Consider the following 15,385-nt stretch of genomic DNA (forward strand, 5'->3'; position numbering starts at 1 on the left):
AACGAGGGCAAGAAATCTATGTCGGAGACGTTCTTCCAAAACTTGGTGAACCTGTCGACTCCTGATCTGCTGGCCGTTCATAGCTCGGTGCTTAATGAGCTACGCCGACGCGGCGTCGTTCGCTCGAGTAACAATCCGACCGGCGATTACGCCGAGTGGTTGGTTTCGTCACGGCTCGGGCTGTCACTGGCGGACAAGTCAGTTAAAGGTTACGACGCGATTGACGGGAGGGGCGTCCGATATCAGATAAAGGCTCGGCGAACTTCACCCGACAACTCTTCGACGCAGCTCGGCGTTATCAGGAACCTTGAGGGCAACGATTTCGACGTGCTCGTCGCGGTTGCGTTCGACAGCGAATGGAACGTTTCTATGGCGGCCTCAATGACTCACGACGCCGTAGGGCGTGTTGCCATTTTTCGGAAGCACGTCAACGGGCACGTGATGCATCTGCGCAAATCCGTTCTGTCGGTCGCTGGTGTCAGAGACATTACCTCCGACCTGAGTGCCGAAGAGAAGTTGGAAAGTGCGCCATGCGCGAACGTTTTGAACGTTTTCGGTGACGCTTCGCAACGAACCAGTGAAATGCTTTCTCTGGATTTTGCATTTGACGTGAACGGAGTGGACGATACCCAACGACTCCTGTACTTATGGGAGATACACGATGCATCAACCGGTGTGTTGTTGGCCAGCTACGTAGGCAAGGCGGAAAATGGAATCGCCCGTCGGCGGCGGGAGTACTTGGGCAACGTCAGACGGTTGCTCGCCGGCCTTCCATACAGAAAGGGAAATCCGGAGGGCTTTCGATCGATACATCGCGCGCTCGCGGACGCAGTGCGATTCAATCATCGGATCACCCTCCGTCTGCTGAGGAACGTCCCCAGCGAGGAAGATATCTACAAGGCAGAGCGCGAAATGGTCCTTGCGTTGGGATGTTTGTTGAACGGGTAGGAAACCTATTGACGATCCACCGGTCCGTCCGTAGGCCGGATGCCGACTGAAACGGACGTTTCACGCGGTGCACTGAGCATTGCCGCCGCACGTGCAAAACAACTATGCTTGAGCGACTCAACAGAGCAGCGCCCACCCTATGCCATCCAACATCGTAGTCGGCCTCGTCGCCGCAATACACCTCTATATCGTCGTATTGGAAATGGCCCTGTGGGACAAGCCAGCTGGCCGGCGAGCCTTCGGCACCACGGTCGATTTCGCGCAGCAGACCAAGGTTCTGGCGGCGAATCAGGGGCTCTACAACGGCTTTCTCGTGGCTGGGCTGATCGCCGGCCTGATCCTGCATTCGCCCGCTTTCAAGATTTTCTTTCTAGTGTGCGTGCTGATTGCGGGTCTCTTCGGCGCGTCGACCGCGAGCCGCAAGATTCTTTATATTCAAGCGCTGCCTGCGGCGGTCGGCCTGTTGTTGATGGCCGCAGGTATCTGACGCGCCACGTCACGGCCTGTTCACGCCGATGACGTGCTTGCGGCGATCAATAACGCTCGCGCTCGATGCCGGGGCCACATAGGAAAACGGGAAATATATGACCAGAGTCGACTTTAGCCAGCTACTTCCTAATAGCGAGTATCTGTCCGATCTCGGATCGGACGTATGGCTCATGGACGATCACCGGTGGGCGTTCCTTGTTTGGACGCGCGTCGGCTTCGAACGCGGCATCGGTCCGTTTTCTCTTGTTCACGCAGATTACCACTGGGATGGCATCAACGACTTCAACGAGAACGACGAAGCCCGCGACGATCTTCTTACGGCGGACCTTCCAGAAATCGAGACGATGGTTCGCAACGAAGAGGGGGTCCAATTTGACTCATTCATCGCGCCGGCGGTGCTACGAAAGCTCGTTACAGAGGTGCACTTCTTCTGTAAGCAGGCGGACACTGAACCGGGCCTTGACGAACAATTGCTGATCGAAACCGGAGCCCGCCAATATATGCATGACAATGCGGACCAGCTCGCGAAACTGGACTTTGACGGGCCAGTGATCTTCGATCTATGCCTTGACCTCTTCAATCGAACGGATAGGTGGGCGACTGGGGATCTTTGGGGGGACGACGAGATTCAAGCCTTCCTTCAAAGCGTTCGGCCCGTCATCGAACGGGCCGCGGTCGTAACGGTGTCCCTTTCGTTCGATTACTCCGGCACCGAGGCCGACACGCGTCATCTCGCTGAACTAGTTGTCCCACAGATCATGCAATGGCGATCCGAACGCACCTGACAAAATGAAGACTTGCGATCACGTCAAGAAGAGGTAGGAAAGCAACTGGCGCGTGTGCGTCCCGTATCGGCTGGTAGCCGTCTAGGGTACAAGGGATGAAGAAAATGGCTTGGATTACCGGGTCGACACTTACGATGCCTCAGGAACTGGATTCGCTGTCGTGCTGAATTACACGCAGAAATGTGAAAACCGAGACCGATTTGTAGTCAAACTTGCCTCGAAGGCTATCGTGAGCACGCAACAGGATGCGGAGTGGAGTGGCAAGTCTGATGGCGTGGGACGCATTGACGCGAAGCGACGTGAATCTGCCGCTGCCGAACGGTCTCCAGCTAACGACGCGCGCAACGGTAACCAGCTATGTTGGCTGGCTTGTTGCATTCGTCAACGTATTCCGCAAGTCTGAGGTCTCCACATGCAACTTCTATTGCGAACACGGCAGAAAGTCGCGGGGGCGATGCGACGCTTTATCGATCACTATTCCGCGCGGCAGAAGTTCACTTCTACCAACATGCTGAACCGGGTACCAGACACTCGCCTTGTCCGATTGAAGCCGACGCCATACGCGTTCGGCTCCAAATCCGTATGACCGCGGCGAGCCGTTGGGAATGGCTGGATTTCGATGAGGCAGAGGTGAAGCAAGTTCGAGATTTTTTAAGCCAAGATGTCGACGGCGAAGGTGTGGACGCCCTCCGGATCGGTGCGTCTGTACGTGATTTGGTAGCTGAACAGTTGTTTCCCGGCACCTCTACGCAGTACAAACGTCTTCGGTACGTCATCCTGGTTCCGGCGGTCCTTCGCAAGAAAGGAGCGACGGTCAGTAATATTACGCTGAGTCAAACCGCCCTCAATTCGGCGCTTGTCAAAGCCAACCCCAACGAGACAGGCATCATTGGTAGACGCACGCCCGCGCGGGACTTTGTGCATTTGTACTGGACCGCAATACGTACTTGGAAGATGCTTACGCCTTTGAGCGCGGACGTGCGGGACGTCACCGTAGCCAATGGCCTCGCTGCCATGCAATCCAGGATCACAACGGACGACGAGGGAAATCCGTTGTTGCAGAATCGCGTCAAGTGGCACCCTCAAGCGACGAAGCTTGCAGATCAATTCTGGTTCGACAAAAAAGGCGGGGAGTGGCCTGGCATTCACTGCAGCAAGGCTGAGGTGGATTTCATTCTTGATCAATGGCTGGAATTGCCCGACAAACCCGCGCTTGCCGTTATTGCATCGCTAGTGCGTAGGGGAGGAACCCCATCGAAGGCGACTTTCCCATGGCAAATTCACGTCGACAAAGAAAGTGGCGCTCGTACGGCGCTCGATCGTGCCAAAACAGTCAGCCTTATCTGCTGGGGTGTGCAGCTTGCTTATAACTTCGCGTTGCTCAAGGAAGCCAGGAAGCTGGACGCTGATGGCGGAGACACCTCGTGGAAGCAGAAAAGCCAGGATCTGGGTGTGACAGAGGAGAAGATCGATTTGTACTTCGAGCAGTGGAAGGAGGCGTTCGAAGCGGAAAAACAGTCGCTCGCGCCATGGGTCAAGCCCACCACGTGGGAGCCACTGGGTAGTGAGGTTTCGCGTGCGTTCCTCGCAAGCGCAGCCAGGAAGCTCGTCTCCGGCGAGATCAATCTGGGATCGAATCAGTGGTTTAACCTGGTCTGTGACCGGGAAAAGGTCAATCCAGCACCGAAACTCAGCAATCGCAGCCATCTTGCCACGTGGTCTGGCACGCCAGAAATGGCGCGGCGGTGGGACTTCCGTTGGGGCGCCTGCGTCCGCCATCTTGTGCGGGACGCGGAGAATCCGCGTGGCTAAACGACCGATTCCCCTCGATCCGCACGGACGATCCACGCTGCGCGACGTCTTAGCGCCACCAGAAGGCTTTCAGCTTCAGCACGCTCTCGGCACAGCGTACAGCCTCGACGCGGAAACGCTCGTCACCATTCCGTTGTTCGCGGCCGGCATGGGCGCTGCCGATATCGACAAATCGGTCGGCGTGGCGAGAATCTATGAACTAGGCACGCGCCTCACCCTGCTAGTGCAGGGTGATCGGATCTCGATTTCGAAGCGATGGGCTAATTCGCGGCCATTGCTGCGGCTCGTCGGCGACGCTGTCGTGCCGTGCTCAATTAAGGACGGATCCTTTCATCCAAAGCTTCTCATTCTGGAATTCGCCTCCGTCGAGAAGGCTCGTGAACGGTATTTTCGCGTTGTCATTTCGACACGGAATCTTACGGCGGACAACTCGTGGGACTCTTTGGTCGTCCTCGATCAGGAGCGCACTGGCGTGTCAGTTACCGGACTGGCTGAGACGGTCAGCGGCCTCGCGCAATTCGTCAACGATCAGGCACATCCGGCCGTCGAGCAATGCAGGCGAATCGGAGAGGCACTGAAGGATGTGCGTTTTCAGCCTTTGCACGGTGTCGCGGATATTGAGGTGCGTTTGTTTTACCCGAGTTGCCAGAACGCCGAGGAGATTCACAGGAAGATCAAGGGCGATGATCTGCTGGTCATCTCGCCGTTCGTGCGTCGAGGGTTTCTCGACGGACTTGCGGCGCAAGCTGGCGCCAGCAAGGAGCGTCGATGGCTCGTGACCCGGCCAGTCGACGTACCCACCTCAGCCTTCACGAAGTATCAGGTGTTCAAAATATCCGATGCGGCCGTGCCGGCTCACGAGTCGCCCGATGCGGAGAGGGCACAAGGGAGACTGGTCGGGTTGCATGCGAAGATCTACCTCGCGTCGTCTAAAAAGGGGGGCACGCGACTCGTGGTGACGAGCGCCAACGCCACGCCGTCGGGATGGACGCACAACGTCGAAGTGGCTGTCACCGGTGTGATTAAAGCCGCAGCGATGCAGGTGCAAGCGCTGCTCGCTGACGATAGTTCAAGCGAGCAGCGCAGTTTCCGGAGCGTGCTCGAAAGGATCACTCCAAGTGCGGTTGAATGCGAGGAACCGGAACCCAAGTGGGTTAAGCGTGTGCGCAGGATTCTTGCGGGCGCCGCCGCGGTAGGACGGATTCGCAAGGGCCCACCGCAAATCATCGGCGTGACGCTCAATTTCATGGCAGACCGGGGAGATTGGCCCGATGGCGTCGTAGTCACGATGCATCTGGTTGGTTATCAAGAGCGTTGTGCACCTCTGACGCGTGATAAGAACCGCATGTGCGGTAGCCTCGAAATTGACCCAAGCGCCGAACTCACGCCGTTTGTAGCCTTAACGCTTAGCTACGGTGACGACGCGCCTGTGGGGGTTGTGCTTGCGATGTCGCTCGAGGGCGACATCGACTGGGACCGCGAAGCGGCACGCAAGGTGCTAGCTCACGCCGCTCGGCCGGCCCTCTATCAGGAACTATTGTGGTATTTCGGCGTGAAAGGCAATAGCAGTGGCTCTACCGGAGGTCACGACGGCAAGAAGCCGTCGAAAGCCCGCAAAGCTGGCCCCCAGCTTCCTATTCTCGAAAAGGTACTCCAACGCGTGCACGGGCCCAACGCGAAAGAAGAAATTACTACGATCGATAGCTTGTTGGCAGGCCTCTCGGATGCGGCCGAAGACAAGCAACTGGCCACGATGTGGCGTCTTGTGAAGGAGTCGTTGAAATGAGCGCGCCCGACCTGCTCGACGATTTGCACCTGCAGGATTTCCAGAAGCGCACAGTGCGACACGCTTATACTCGCATGTTCAAGGACCGCCAGCGTCGTTTTTTGATCGCTGACGAGGTGGGTCTTGGAAAGACCAAGGTGGCACAAGGTGTGATTGCCCGGGTGACTGCAGTACAGTCCGGCCGCAATGTGGTGTACGTAGTCTCCAGCGGTCATATCGTCAGTCAGAACCTGTCGAAATTGCAGACTCGTCGACTGACGCCGGAATCCTTCGGGTCGCTATGTCTACTTGCCGAGAAGGCCTACAAGAACGGGATTCAAGGCAAACTGATCGGACTGACGCCGATAAAGGACCTACGAAAAGACCACTTTGGTTCCGTGCGGGAACGGGCGCTTCTGTTTAGGCTACTCATGCCGCGCCATCGATCTCTCATGAACGATCCTGGCGTACGTGAGTTTTTCAAGGGAAGTCGAGTCAGCGACGCAGTATTCGACCAACTTGTTGAAGGTTCGTTACCGCGCGAGCTGCGGAGCGATTTCGAACGGAATCTCGGATCGGGCATTATTGAGCAGCTGAGCAATTCCCAGATACGCAAAACGCACAAGCGCGACATCGTCGGCAAGCTACGGGCTGTGCTGGCCAAATGCGTACTTGAGAAGCTCAATCCGGTCTTGGTCGTGGTGGATGAAATCCAGCGATTCTCTGACACGTTGCTAACCGACGATCCTACCCCGCAAGTCGGGCATTTGCTCAAGCGACCGATCTTGGTCCTTTCAGCGACGCCGTACCAACCAGGCGATCCGGATGATCATTCTGGTAAAAACCCCAACCAAGGCTTCATCGAGCTGGTTAGCTTTTTGAATCCCGGCAAGCAAGAGAAGGTAAACGAGGTTAAAGAGGCGCTTGCGACAATGCGCGCGACCTTGCTGGCACCGCAGATTTGCAAAGCCGCGCTGCAGCGAGCCGTGGAAAATCTCGGCAATCACCTACGGGATTTCATGGTTCGTACGGAGCGTCCGTTTGATGCGCATGTCGAGCGGGTTGCTGTAGAAGCGCCTATTGATGAGCTCGACCTTAAAACCCTGTCCCAGACAATAGACCTGCTGAATAGCGAACCATCTTTCGCGAAGAACAGGCGGCGTCGCTTTGCCGAACTCATCGAGCTCTGGAAGTCCACGCCTTATATTGTTAGCGCACTGGGTCCGCGATATGTCACTGGCAGAGATCTCAGACATGCGCTTCGCAAGCGTCGCCTGCCGACGCCCGCGGCTCTCAACTGCTCACAGCTCTATCGTCGAGCGTCGCTACCTGGCCCTGCGCACCCCCGTCTACGGGCGATGATTGATGAGATGGGAAAAGATGCGGAGGGGGGGCGACTGTGGCTTCCGCCTACGCGACCGTACGTTGAACACCCCTCTCGAGCGGGTGAAAATTCGCCATCCAAGACTCTCGTCTTTACCTCTTGGGGGGCCGCGCCGCCGGCGATCGCAACAGCACTGAATCTGTGCTGCGAACCACGGCCCCAGTCAAGGCGGGAAAAGGACCTCGAGTTTTCCAGGGCCAGTAAAGTCGGTGGCCAAAGCACGCCTGTGCGTTCCGTTTATGTGATCGGCGCTCCGCTTTGGCGATTCGCCGAGGACAGCGATCCGTTCGAGGCGGTCCGCAGGGTTGGAAAGGCCTTGTCGCCGAAGGACATGATTGCCGAAGTTCGTGAGCAACTAGTCAAGGCGGGCCGACTTAAGATTTCGCGCCTTGCGCGCCAGCGGAACCTCGTTGACGTTGCACTTGAACTCAATGCGGATCCTCATTATCCGCAGCCTTCGGTGCGCTCCGCCTCCTATTTGACGCCAGCCCGCGATCTCATAAAAGATGTCAAGCAAGCTGATGAGGCTACGGTATCGGCCTCTGATGCTAACGATCTCGCGGAACTCGCTGTCGCCGCGCCGGGCACGTGCGCTTACCGAGCGCTTCGGCGTACCATTCCGGGATTGGACAAGAGCAACAGTGCACTGTTCGAGGCTGCCATTGCCATCGGTAACAGTATCACGCGTTTGTTTCAGCGGCCCGCAGCCGTTGCAATCGTGGAAGGCGTTCGCTCGCGCAAGAAGGAGCCGTACTGGCGCCGTGTGCTTCGATTTTGCCTGGAACATGACCTTCAGAGCGTGCTAGACGAGTACGTGTTTCTCCTCGTGCGTGACAGTTCGGAAAAGGACGCAGCGAAGCTTGCACATGAGGTAGCGGAAGCGATTCATATTGCGCTTAGTACGGTGGGGACGCTGCAGGTAGTGCGCCCAAGGCCCAAGTTGAAAGCGCCTCCATTTGGTGCAGCGATGTACGCTCGCGCGCTCGGTGAGCACGACAGTTCAACCGACGACGACTCGAGCGCGTTACAGAAAAGCAGCAAGTCGCCGGGGAAGCCGGCGCGCCGGAAGGGGCAGCATGCCAACCCGCTGCTGACGGCATTCAATTCCCCGTTTCCCCCTTTCGTGTTGACTACGACGTCGACGGGCCAGGAGGGACTCGATATGCACCGCTACTGCAGGCGCCTCGTGCATTGGAACCTCCCCAATTCACCTCTTGCGTTGGAGCAGCGCGAGGGAAGAGTAGATCGTTACCTCAGCCTAGGTGTACGGACGAACATCGCCAAGCTAGGCTTACCGCGGGATGAGCAGGACATGGCTCGCCCATACGCAAACGCTTGGGAACTTCTGTTGGAAGCGGCCAAGGAGCAGACGGCACAACACAACAGCATCCTTGCACCTTTCTGGCATTTCGGTGAAGGTCAACCCATCAAGGCCATCGCGCTCAACGTTCCATTCTCCAGAGAAGAGACAGCCTGGGAACGGTTGCTAGAAGAAGCGAGTTGGTATCGCTTGTTGCTGGGGCAGCCTGATCCACATGCGCTGCTAGAGCGCTTGTCCAATGGCAGCGAGAGCAATCGAAGGGAGATCAACGGCGTCAGACTGGATTTGGCTCCGCGTCACGGTCAATGAGTATTCTCGCTTAATAGATCACTTCGATCTTCGACAGGAAAACAGTCCGTGGGGGCGTTCAATTCGCAACATTCGAGCTGTAATGTCGAAATTCGTATCGCGAACATTTATTGGGGGTGGCATCCGGCGGTCAGTTTGACGCGAGGATCTTTCTTGGCGTCGTCGAGTTGAGATGGTGAAGCACGCGCTCTCATTGATGGATATTAGCGTGTGTTAACTTCCCCGAGTTTTAGCCCGGCGGGGGCGACTCGGCGAAATCAACAGCTCTTTTAAATCGTGCTCTCGATCACCAGTCAACTTTGATGTGGCATGCCCGCGCTCAAATCGAGCGGTCTTGGCCGCCCGATGCGCGAGACGAAAGCGATGTCGGAATGGAGTTGGATCCCGCAAATCCCGTCGTGGGCGGCGGCCAGGAAGCAAAGGGCTCAAAATTTTCCTTGGGCTTCGGTCACCTCTTGTTACAATTGTTTCATCTGTAAGATAATGGCGCAGCTCCGCGACGGAACTTTGTGGCCTCATGCGCGCGATTATGCGACAGCCGTCACAATAGGACGTCTTCGAGTTGACGGACATGCTAGGGCGCAGCGAGCGATTATAATTTCGCGCCGAGGAGATCAATCCTGATCGGAAGAAACAAGCAAGGCAATGGCAAAGATACCATCGAAAAAGGTCGTGCACGTCAGCACAAGAGAAGCGCTTTTGAAGCGCAGGCTACGGCGGCATCTTTCGAATCTGGGTTTTCGTCGCAAGGAGGGGGGGCGCCTTGAAGCCCCTGGAACAAGTAAAGAAATCATCCGTCATCTGCATGCTCAGCAGAGGAAGGAGCTACTGCACGGTGAATCTGAATTCATCAAACAGCAAACTCCTCGTCTGTTAAAGTTTTTTGCCTCGGGGAGTGATATTAATCCAGAACGCATATCGCCGCGTCTGGAGCGTGTCGCGTCGGGGACATGGCAGGGTGAGCTGTTTAGACTTGCATCACTGACATGGTCTGTTCCTGTTTCGAGAGGTTTTGGTCGCCGGCTGCGTTATCTCGTCTGGGATGACAGCAATGGGAAGCTGATAGGCATTTTCGCCATCGGGGACCCGGTGTTTAACCTCTCGGCGCGGGATAATCATATTGGCTGGGACGGCGCGGCGAGGACCGAGCGCTTGGTCAACGTAATGGATGCGTACGTGCTGGGAGCGTTACCACCTTACAATGCACTTCTTGGCGGAAAGCTTGTCGCTTGTCTCATACGTAGCAGAGAAATCTACGACGATTTCGCCAGCGTATACGGCGATTCTTGTGGGATTATTTCTGGTAAAAAGAAGCAGGCCCGTTTGCTTGCAGTGACTACGTCATCTTCGATGGGGCGGTCGTCTGTCTATAATCGACTCAAACTGGATAGCCTCAGATATTTCACGAGCTTGGGGTATAGCGGCGGTTGGGGACATTTCCACATCCCCGAAGCACTGTTCTCGGACTTGCGTGAATATCTGCTTGATATCGATCATCCATGTGCTAATACGCATGAATACGGAGATGGTCCAAATTGGCGTATTCGGACTATTCGAGCGGCAATGTCCACCCTTGGGTTCAAGGGCGATGTTCTGAAACACGGCATTCAGCGCGAAGTATTCATATCCGACCTCGCAGTCAATGCATCATCGATCCTGCGAACCGGACGAGGGCGTCCACAGTTGGCATCGCTACGACCAGTGTCTGAAATCGCATCCCTCGCTATCGAGCGCTGGGTAATTCAGCGCGCCGTATCGAGGCCCGAGTACCAGGAATGGTCTTCAGCGATGTTGCCGGAATTGATTAAATACTCATACACGGCCAGGCACTTGACCAACGACCAGCGGGCGGCGTAGTTCTATATCGGTCTTTGAAATGCTGTGGCGGTGGCTTCTGGGGGGGGCGTGTGAAAGAGGCTCGTAGTCGGCTAACGGGGCGATATGTCGACGCAGAAGACGCCCAAGATGGCCAGTTTCTATATCTTTGTCCTGAATGTGGCGCGCCCGTCTCCTTAAGGGCTGGGCGCTCTAAGCAGCCATATTTCGCGCATCTACCCGGAAGAAGCAGCAAGGATTGTGAACTATATGTCGAAGGCTTAGGTCTCGGTAATGGTTCAACCGCACTCAATTTGCACGACCCTAACCGTGTCACTGAGCTGACCCTCGGACTCAGGCTGGCCGAAAGCGGGTACCCGCGTCGGTGGGGTCTTGAACTATCGGTTCCGACAGCTCAATTTGCAGGCAGTGAAATCACTGTAGATGTAGGTGGTGGACGAACGCTCACTATCGACTGTAAAAGCTCTGGCGCGGACCCCGTGCGTCATACCGTTGCCGAGCCTCAAAGCGCCAACTATCGCATATTAACTGTCGCCCCACCGCTACCGACCGCACGGAATCGCGTGGCGCTCACCTGCGCGGGGCTCTATACGGAGCGGGCAACTGTTTTTGGCGAAGTCAGTTTCCTTAACGGGCGCATCGCTCCGCAAGTAGCTGAACTGAAGCTTGGTTGCACTTATGTATTCATCTGGCCAAGTGTTCTCACTCCATCTTTCCCGGAGCGATTAGAGTGGCAAGCTTTGAAAGGGCGGGTTGACTGGTCAGCAGCCACGGTCACACTTTCGACACCACTTGAAGATAGCTCTGTGGCGTGGCTGCGAACCTTCACTGGACTGTCGGTAACCACTTCCGCGACAGAGATCATTCCGGTGTGGCCTCCCCACGTACGAAAGGTCACGGCCGAGTCAGTAAAGGCGCAGCAGAACATCGACATGATTGTCCACGGTGGCCAATATATGCCAAGCGGTATACAGCCCGTGCGAGGCATGTTTGCCCGGGGACGTTCCGGCACGATTGGAGCTGATGCCGGCGGACTTGCTGATGCATTCTTTCGCCTTGCCCCAGAAGTGGAGCCACTTGTTGAATTAAGTTGCCCAGAGGCTCAACGAGCTCTGCTCACAATCGAATTTGCACCGCCTGCCTCACATTGCGAAAATGTCGTCGAGCTCGGGATGGTCGACGCTGACGGAGTCGAGCTTACTGCACCGCTTCATGATGTATCCGCAGGAGCGCTGCTTTCTCGGGTGCGAAATGGCGAGCTTATATTTTCTCGCCTCGCCTTGCCAGCACATGTGAAGGGCATGCTGTTTACCGGACATGACGGCATCTGGAATGCGCGTCTCGCGCTTCACGCTTCCTCGTTTCAGGCGAAAGCCGGGAGTGAATTAAGGTTACTGGCACCTAATACAGCCCACGAGCTAAGAGAGCTCATCTTGGACAAGTCTGCTGACGTTCTCTTGGATTTCGGGGCATTTGGGCGGGTTCGAACTCGAGACCGTGTCGTGACTGCGCCCGCAACCTTTCGTCTACCGACCGACCTCCGAAGCAGGCTTCTTGTGTTTTTATTTCAATTACAACGATGCTCGTCGTCAACGAAGCATGCATCGACCATGACAGATGCGGAGCTTTTGGTGGCATTCTCGACGGCTAGGCAACGGGGCATGTGCGACGCCACTTGGCGTACTCTTAACCACGCACTCAAGCAAAAGCGCATAAAGCAGTGAGTTGTCGATAAGCAGGAGACCACATGATTTTCAGTTTTCCCTACGAAGCAAGAAAAAGAATTGCGGATATGGGTACCGCAGAGATATCGGCGTTCCTGGACGAGACTCCAATTGTTTTGCGGCGAAAGATATTTGCGACGCTGCCAAAAATAGATGGCTTTAGAAAAAACACGGACCCGGGATTTAGAAAAGACAGCGAGCGACTGGTGAACGCGCTCGCCCATGCTCCCGCTTCGAAGACAGGGACTTCTTCGAAGGATTGGAAGGCGTTTGAGGCGTTATGGAGTGCTTGGGGGCATGAAAGGTTCGAAAATGCGTTTGCGTCAGCTCTCGAGGCTTACGAAGCAGCAGGCAAAGAAGACGCTCTCCTCTTCCTTCGACAATTGGTAGCGCATAGCGCTGACGGTTGCGCTCAGGAAGACGTGCGCCGATTGGTTGAGTTCGGTGGCTTACTTGCAACTGATGGTGTAACAGCGTTCGTTGAGGCGTTGCCCACAAGAGAGGTTCTCGAGCGCGACCGCACTATCTCGAAACTGCCGGGGGACGTTAAGGCCCTACAGGAGGGCATGGAGGGTTTTGCACTTACTATTCGCGAGCTTGGTCGACAACTCCGTCAGGTATCCGCCGATGTATCAAATACAGCGTCGGCCGCCTCGGCCTCATCGGAGCTGAGCGCCGAGGTGAGTCGAAAACTCAACGAAATGGAGCACCGCCCACCGGGTGTTACATCTGCGGACATCGAAACGATTAGGGGGCAAGTATCCGGGCGCAGTGAGCAGTTAGAACAGAGATTGGCGCAGTACGTCGAAGCGTCAACGACATCGAAAGAGTCTCATGAGCGCGACATCGAAACTCTGCAGATGACGATTGCGAAACTCACCGGCGACATTGACGCCATGCGCTTGTCTCTCGCAGTCGCGGAAGAGAATTATCAGCGCGCGATGGACGAATCGAAAATTCAACTAGCGCTCCTATCCGAGCAGAAAATAGCGAGCGTGACTGATGGAGAAGCCAGTAATCGGAAGCCGCTTTCCGGACTCGTGAAATGGTCGACAACGAAACCAACTTCGGAAACGCATAAGCTCACTGATACGCGCGCGATCTTTGAGTTTGCCAAAAGCAGTTTTCTCAAGATTGGTTTAATAAAAGCCGACGCCGATAAAGTTGCACGCGCTGTAGTCGCTGGAGTACTGTCCGGGCAAATGGTGCAGTTTCGGGGGTCTCTGGCGGAATTCGTGGCCAAGGCTTCGGTTCGCGGTCTGGGGGGGGAGCGCACACTTTCCTGGCAAGTTCCGCTAGGCCTTTACGATAGTTGCGATGCGGACGCTTTACTTGAGCAAGCCGAAGCGAAGACCGAGCACTATCCTGGTGTTTTGCTGCTAGGTATCAATCGCTCAGCATTCGAAATCTACGGAAGCCCCATTCGAGACAGAGTTTTAGAGAGTCACTTTGTAGGAACCGGCCGATTACCCTTGGGGGTGGCCTTGTTCGCTACTTGGGTCGATGGTCCTGCTACATTGCCAGGTGACCGAGCTCTTCTGGAGCTAGGTCCAATAGTTGACACTGACGACCTGACGTGGAGTCAGGATGCCAATTGGGACATGTCTCGGTGCGCGGCGATTTCATTTCAACAGGATGAGGTTCGTAAGCTGATTGCCAATACCAAGGAACTAGTCAACGAATCAATCAATATTGTCAACGCACTCGATTTGCCGCGAAACCGATTGTGGCGCTTCGCCTTTACCAGATTTTTGGGGACGCTTTTCGCATTACCAGATGCTGACTACGAGCGTGATCTGACGATTGCACTGTTGAGTTGGGTAATTCCTTGGGCCCGTGTGAACGGCGTATCTCGGGAGAATGTGGAGCGGGCGATTGGTGAGTTCTCCACGGACCAGTTGCAGGCGGTCTCTGTGAAGCAGGCATTGAGCGAGCTAGCGGGAGACGCCATACTGTGAGGATCGAAGCAATTTCGCGGACACATGTCCTGGATAGGCTCGAGAAGGAATTTGGCTTCACGAATGTCGTTGACACGACGAAAATCGCAGCATTGAGCGAGCATGTCAGAGCAGCAATTTCCTTCGGAAGTCATCCTGACAACAGCTTCGCGTCCGAGCCGGTCGCGACGGCAACAATTACGCGCACAGTTGTCCAACGACTCTCTCCTATCTGGCCAGACCTTAGGGAGAGCTACGAGCTACCGCGCTCGCCGGTTGTGAACGTAATTGAGAAACTCGCGAAGCTCGGGGAATTTACAAAAACTGATTCATATCATTGGCTCCCTGCACCTTCTCGTGTCGTCGAAATAGATGCAGATACGGCCTTGCTAATTAGTCCGTCGCCACTTCTAAGCCTGCCCCTGAGATATCGTAGGGCAGTGCAGGTCGTGGGTTCTTGCCGACTCGTTCAAACGAAACTTACCACTCCAGGAAAATCGTTACCCGTTCAAGGACTGGTTGAGTGGCTAGGTCTACCAAATGACGATGTTCATATCTGGCTAAAAGAATTTTTGGAGCGCAATACATCTGCAATGATGCCTGTTCAAGACTTGCAGGAGCCCGAGATTTTTGGCGAAGGGCGGTGGACGCCATGTCATGAAATTACAAACGTGGATGGCATCCAATTGTGTAGGCGGAAAGTCTTGGGGATCGCTATGCGCGAGTACGGTTTATGCCGGCTCAAAAAATCAAATGCCGGCGGGAGTGAAATCGCTTCATTGATTGGAATATCGAGACAGGACGCGCGTCGTATCCAAGGAGCCCTTTCAACCAAACACGATAGAAGCCGGAGGGTTAGATATCGTCGCGAAGGCAACACGGTCACCTTATTTGCACCACGTCCATTTCCGGAGCCAGAAAATGTGTTCCTGGAGTTGGGTTGGCGGTCCGCTGAACAATCTGCAGCAGACTGGCCGCGGCGATACACATTCTCAGCAAGCTTGCTGCCGCTCATCGAGCGAGCAGTCGGGCTGCTCGGACACGAACTAGTCGAACAGACAGACGGGGTATAAAA

General features: G+C 55.6%; 10 protein-coding genes. All 10 read left to right on the forward strand.

What is annotated here, in order from left to right; all coding sequences use genetic code 11:
* The first annotated feature begins 18 nt into the window (after positions 1 to 18).
* The 10 genes from U5782_RS29685 (at position 19) to U5782_RS29730 (ending at position 15,383) form a co-directional block, all read left to right on the forward strand.
* Complete coding sequence (locus tag U5782_RS29685) at positions 19 to 948, forward strand: hypothetical protein (protein ID WP_322047423.1); 930 nt, start codon at positions 19 to 21, stop codon at positions 946 to 948.
* A gap of 139 nt (positions 949 to 1,087) precedes the next feature.
* Complete coding sequence (locus U5782_RS29690) at positions 1,088 to 1,435, forward strand: DUF1304 domain-containing protein (protein WP_322047424.1); 348 nt, start codon at positions 1,088 to 1,090, stop codon at positions 1,433 to 1,435.
* 97 nt (positions 1,436 to 1,532) lie between these two features.
* On the forward strand, positions 1,533 to 2,222 hold the full coding sequence (locus U5782_RS29695; protein ID WP_322047425.1) for a UPF0489 family protein: 690 nt from the start codon (positions 1,533 to 1,535) through the stop codon (positions 2,220 to 2,222).
* A 582-nt stretch (positions 2,223 to 2,804) separates the two neighbouring features.
* A complete protein-coding gene (locus tag U5782_RS29700; protein ID WP_322047426.1) occupies positions 2,805 to 4,034 on the forward strand; it encodes a DUF6361 family protein in 1,230 nt (409 codons plus the stop codon).
* On the forward strand, positions 4,027 to 5,820 hold the full coding sequence (locus U5782_RS29705; protein ID WP_322047427.1) for a hypothetical protein: 1,794 nt from the start codon (positions 4,027 to 4,029) through the stop codon (positions 5,818 to 5,820). The genes U5782_RS29700 and U5782_RS29705 overlap by 8 nt, the downstream gene beginning before the upstream one ends.
* Entirely contained in the window at positions 5,817 to 8,813 is a 2,997-nt protein-coding gene (locus tag U5782_RS29710; protein ID WP_322047428.1) for a DEAD/DEAH box helicase family protein, read from the forward strand. Before U5782_RS29705 ends, U5782_RS29710 begins: the two co-directional genes overlap by 4 nt.
* A gap of 645 nt (positions 8,814 to 9,458) precedes the next feature.
* Positions 9,459 to 10,670 carry a Druantia anti-phage system protein DruA gene (locus U5782_RS29715; RefSeq protein WP_322047429.1) on the forward strand — a complete coding sequence of 404 codons (1,212 nt, stop codon included), beginning with the start codon at positions 9,459 to 9,461 and terminating at the stop codon, positions 10,668 to 10,670.
* A gap of 458 nt (positions 10,671 to 11,128) precedes the next feature.
* Positions 11,129 to 12,373: a hypothetical protein gene (locus tag U5782_RS29720; protein ID WP_322047430.1), complete on the forward strand. Its 1,245-nt coding sequence runs from the start codon at positions 11,129 to 11,131 to the stop codon at positions 12,371 to 12,373.
* Positions 12,374 to 12,396: 23 nt separating this feature from the next.
* The gene (locus U5782_RS29725) at positions 12,397 to 14,331 is read left to right on the forward strand and encodes a hypothetical protein (RefSeq protein WP_322047431.1); all 1,935 of its coding nucleotides are present in this window, start codon (positions 12,397 to 12,399) and stop codon (positions 14,329 to 14,331) included.
* Complete coding sequence (locus U5782_RS29730) at positions 14,328 to 15,383, forward strand: hypothetical protein (protein ID WP_322047432.1); 1,056 nt, start codon at positions 14,328 to 14,330, stop codon at positions 15,381 to 15,383. The genes U5782_RS29725 and U5782_RS29730 overlap by 4 nt, the downstream gene beginning before the upstream one ends.
* Positions 15,384 to 15,385: the final 2 nt, after the last annotated feature.

Source organism: Paraburkholderia sp. J67, from assembly GCF_905220265.1.
In the GTDB taxonomy this organism is placed as follows: domain Bacteria; phylum Pseudomonadota; class Gammaproteobacteria; order Burkholderiales; family Burkholderiaceae; genus Paraburkholderia.

Excerpts from the sequence above, each read along its gene's own strand:
- U5782_RS29700 (WP_322047426.1), top strand. The coding sequence starts at position 2,805 with ATGACCGCGGCGAGCCGTTGGGAATGGCTGGATTTCGATGAGGCAGAG.
- U5782_RS29690 (WP_322047424.1), top strand. The coding sequence starts at position 1,088 with ATGCCATCCAACATCGTAGTCGGCCTCGTCGCCGCAATACACCTCTAT.
- U5782_RS29685 (WP_322047423.1), top strand. The coding sequence starts at position 19 with ATGTCGGAGACGTTCTTCCAAAACTTGGTGAACCTGTCGACTCCTGAT.
- U5782_RS29715 (WP_322047429.1), top strand. The coding sequence starts at position 9,459 with ATGGCAAAGATACCATCGAAAAAGGTCGTGCACGTCAGCACAAGAGAA.
- U5782_RS29695 (WP_322047425.1), top strand. The coding sequence starts at position 1,533 with ATGACCAGAGTCGACTTTAGCCAGCTACTTCCTAATAGCGAGTATCTG.
- U5782_RS29725 (WP_322047431.1), top strand. The coding sequence starts at position 12,397 with ATGATTTTCAGTTTTCCCTACGAAGCAAGAAAAAGAATTGCGGATATG.
- U5782_RS29710 (WP_322047428.1), top strand. The coding sequence starts at position 5,817 with ATGAGCGCGCCCGACCTGCTCGACGATTTGCACCTGCAGGATTTCCAG.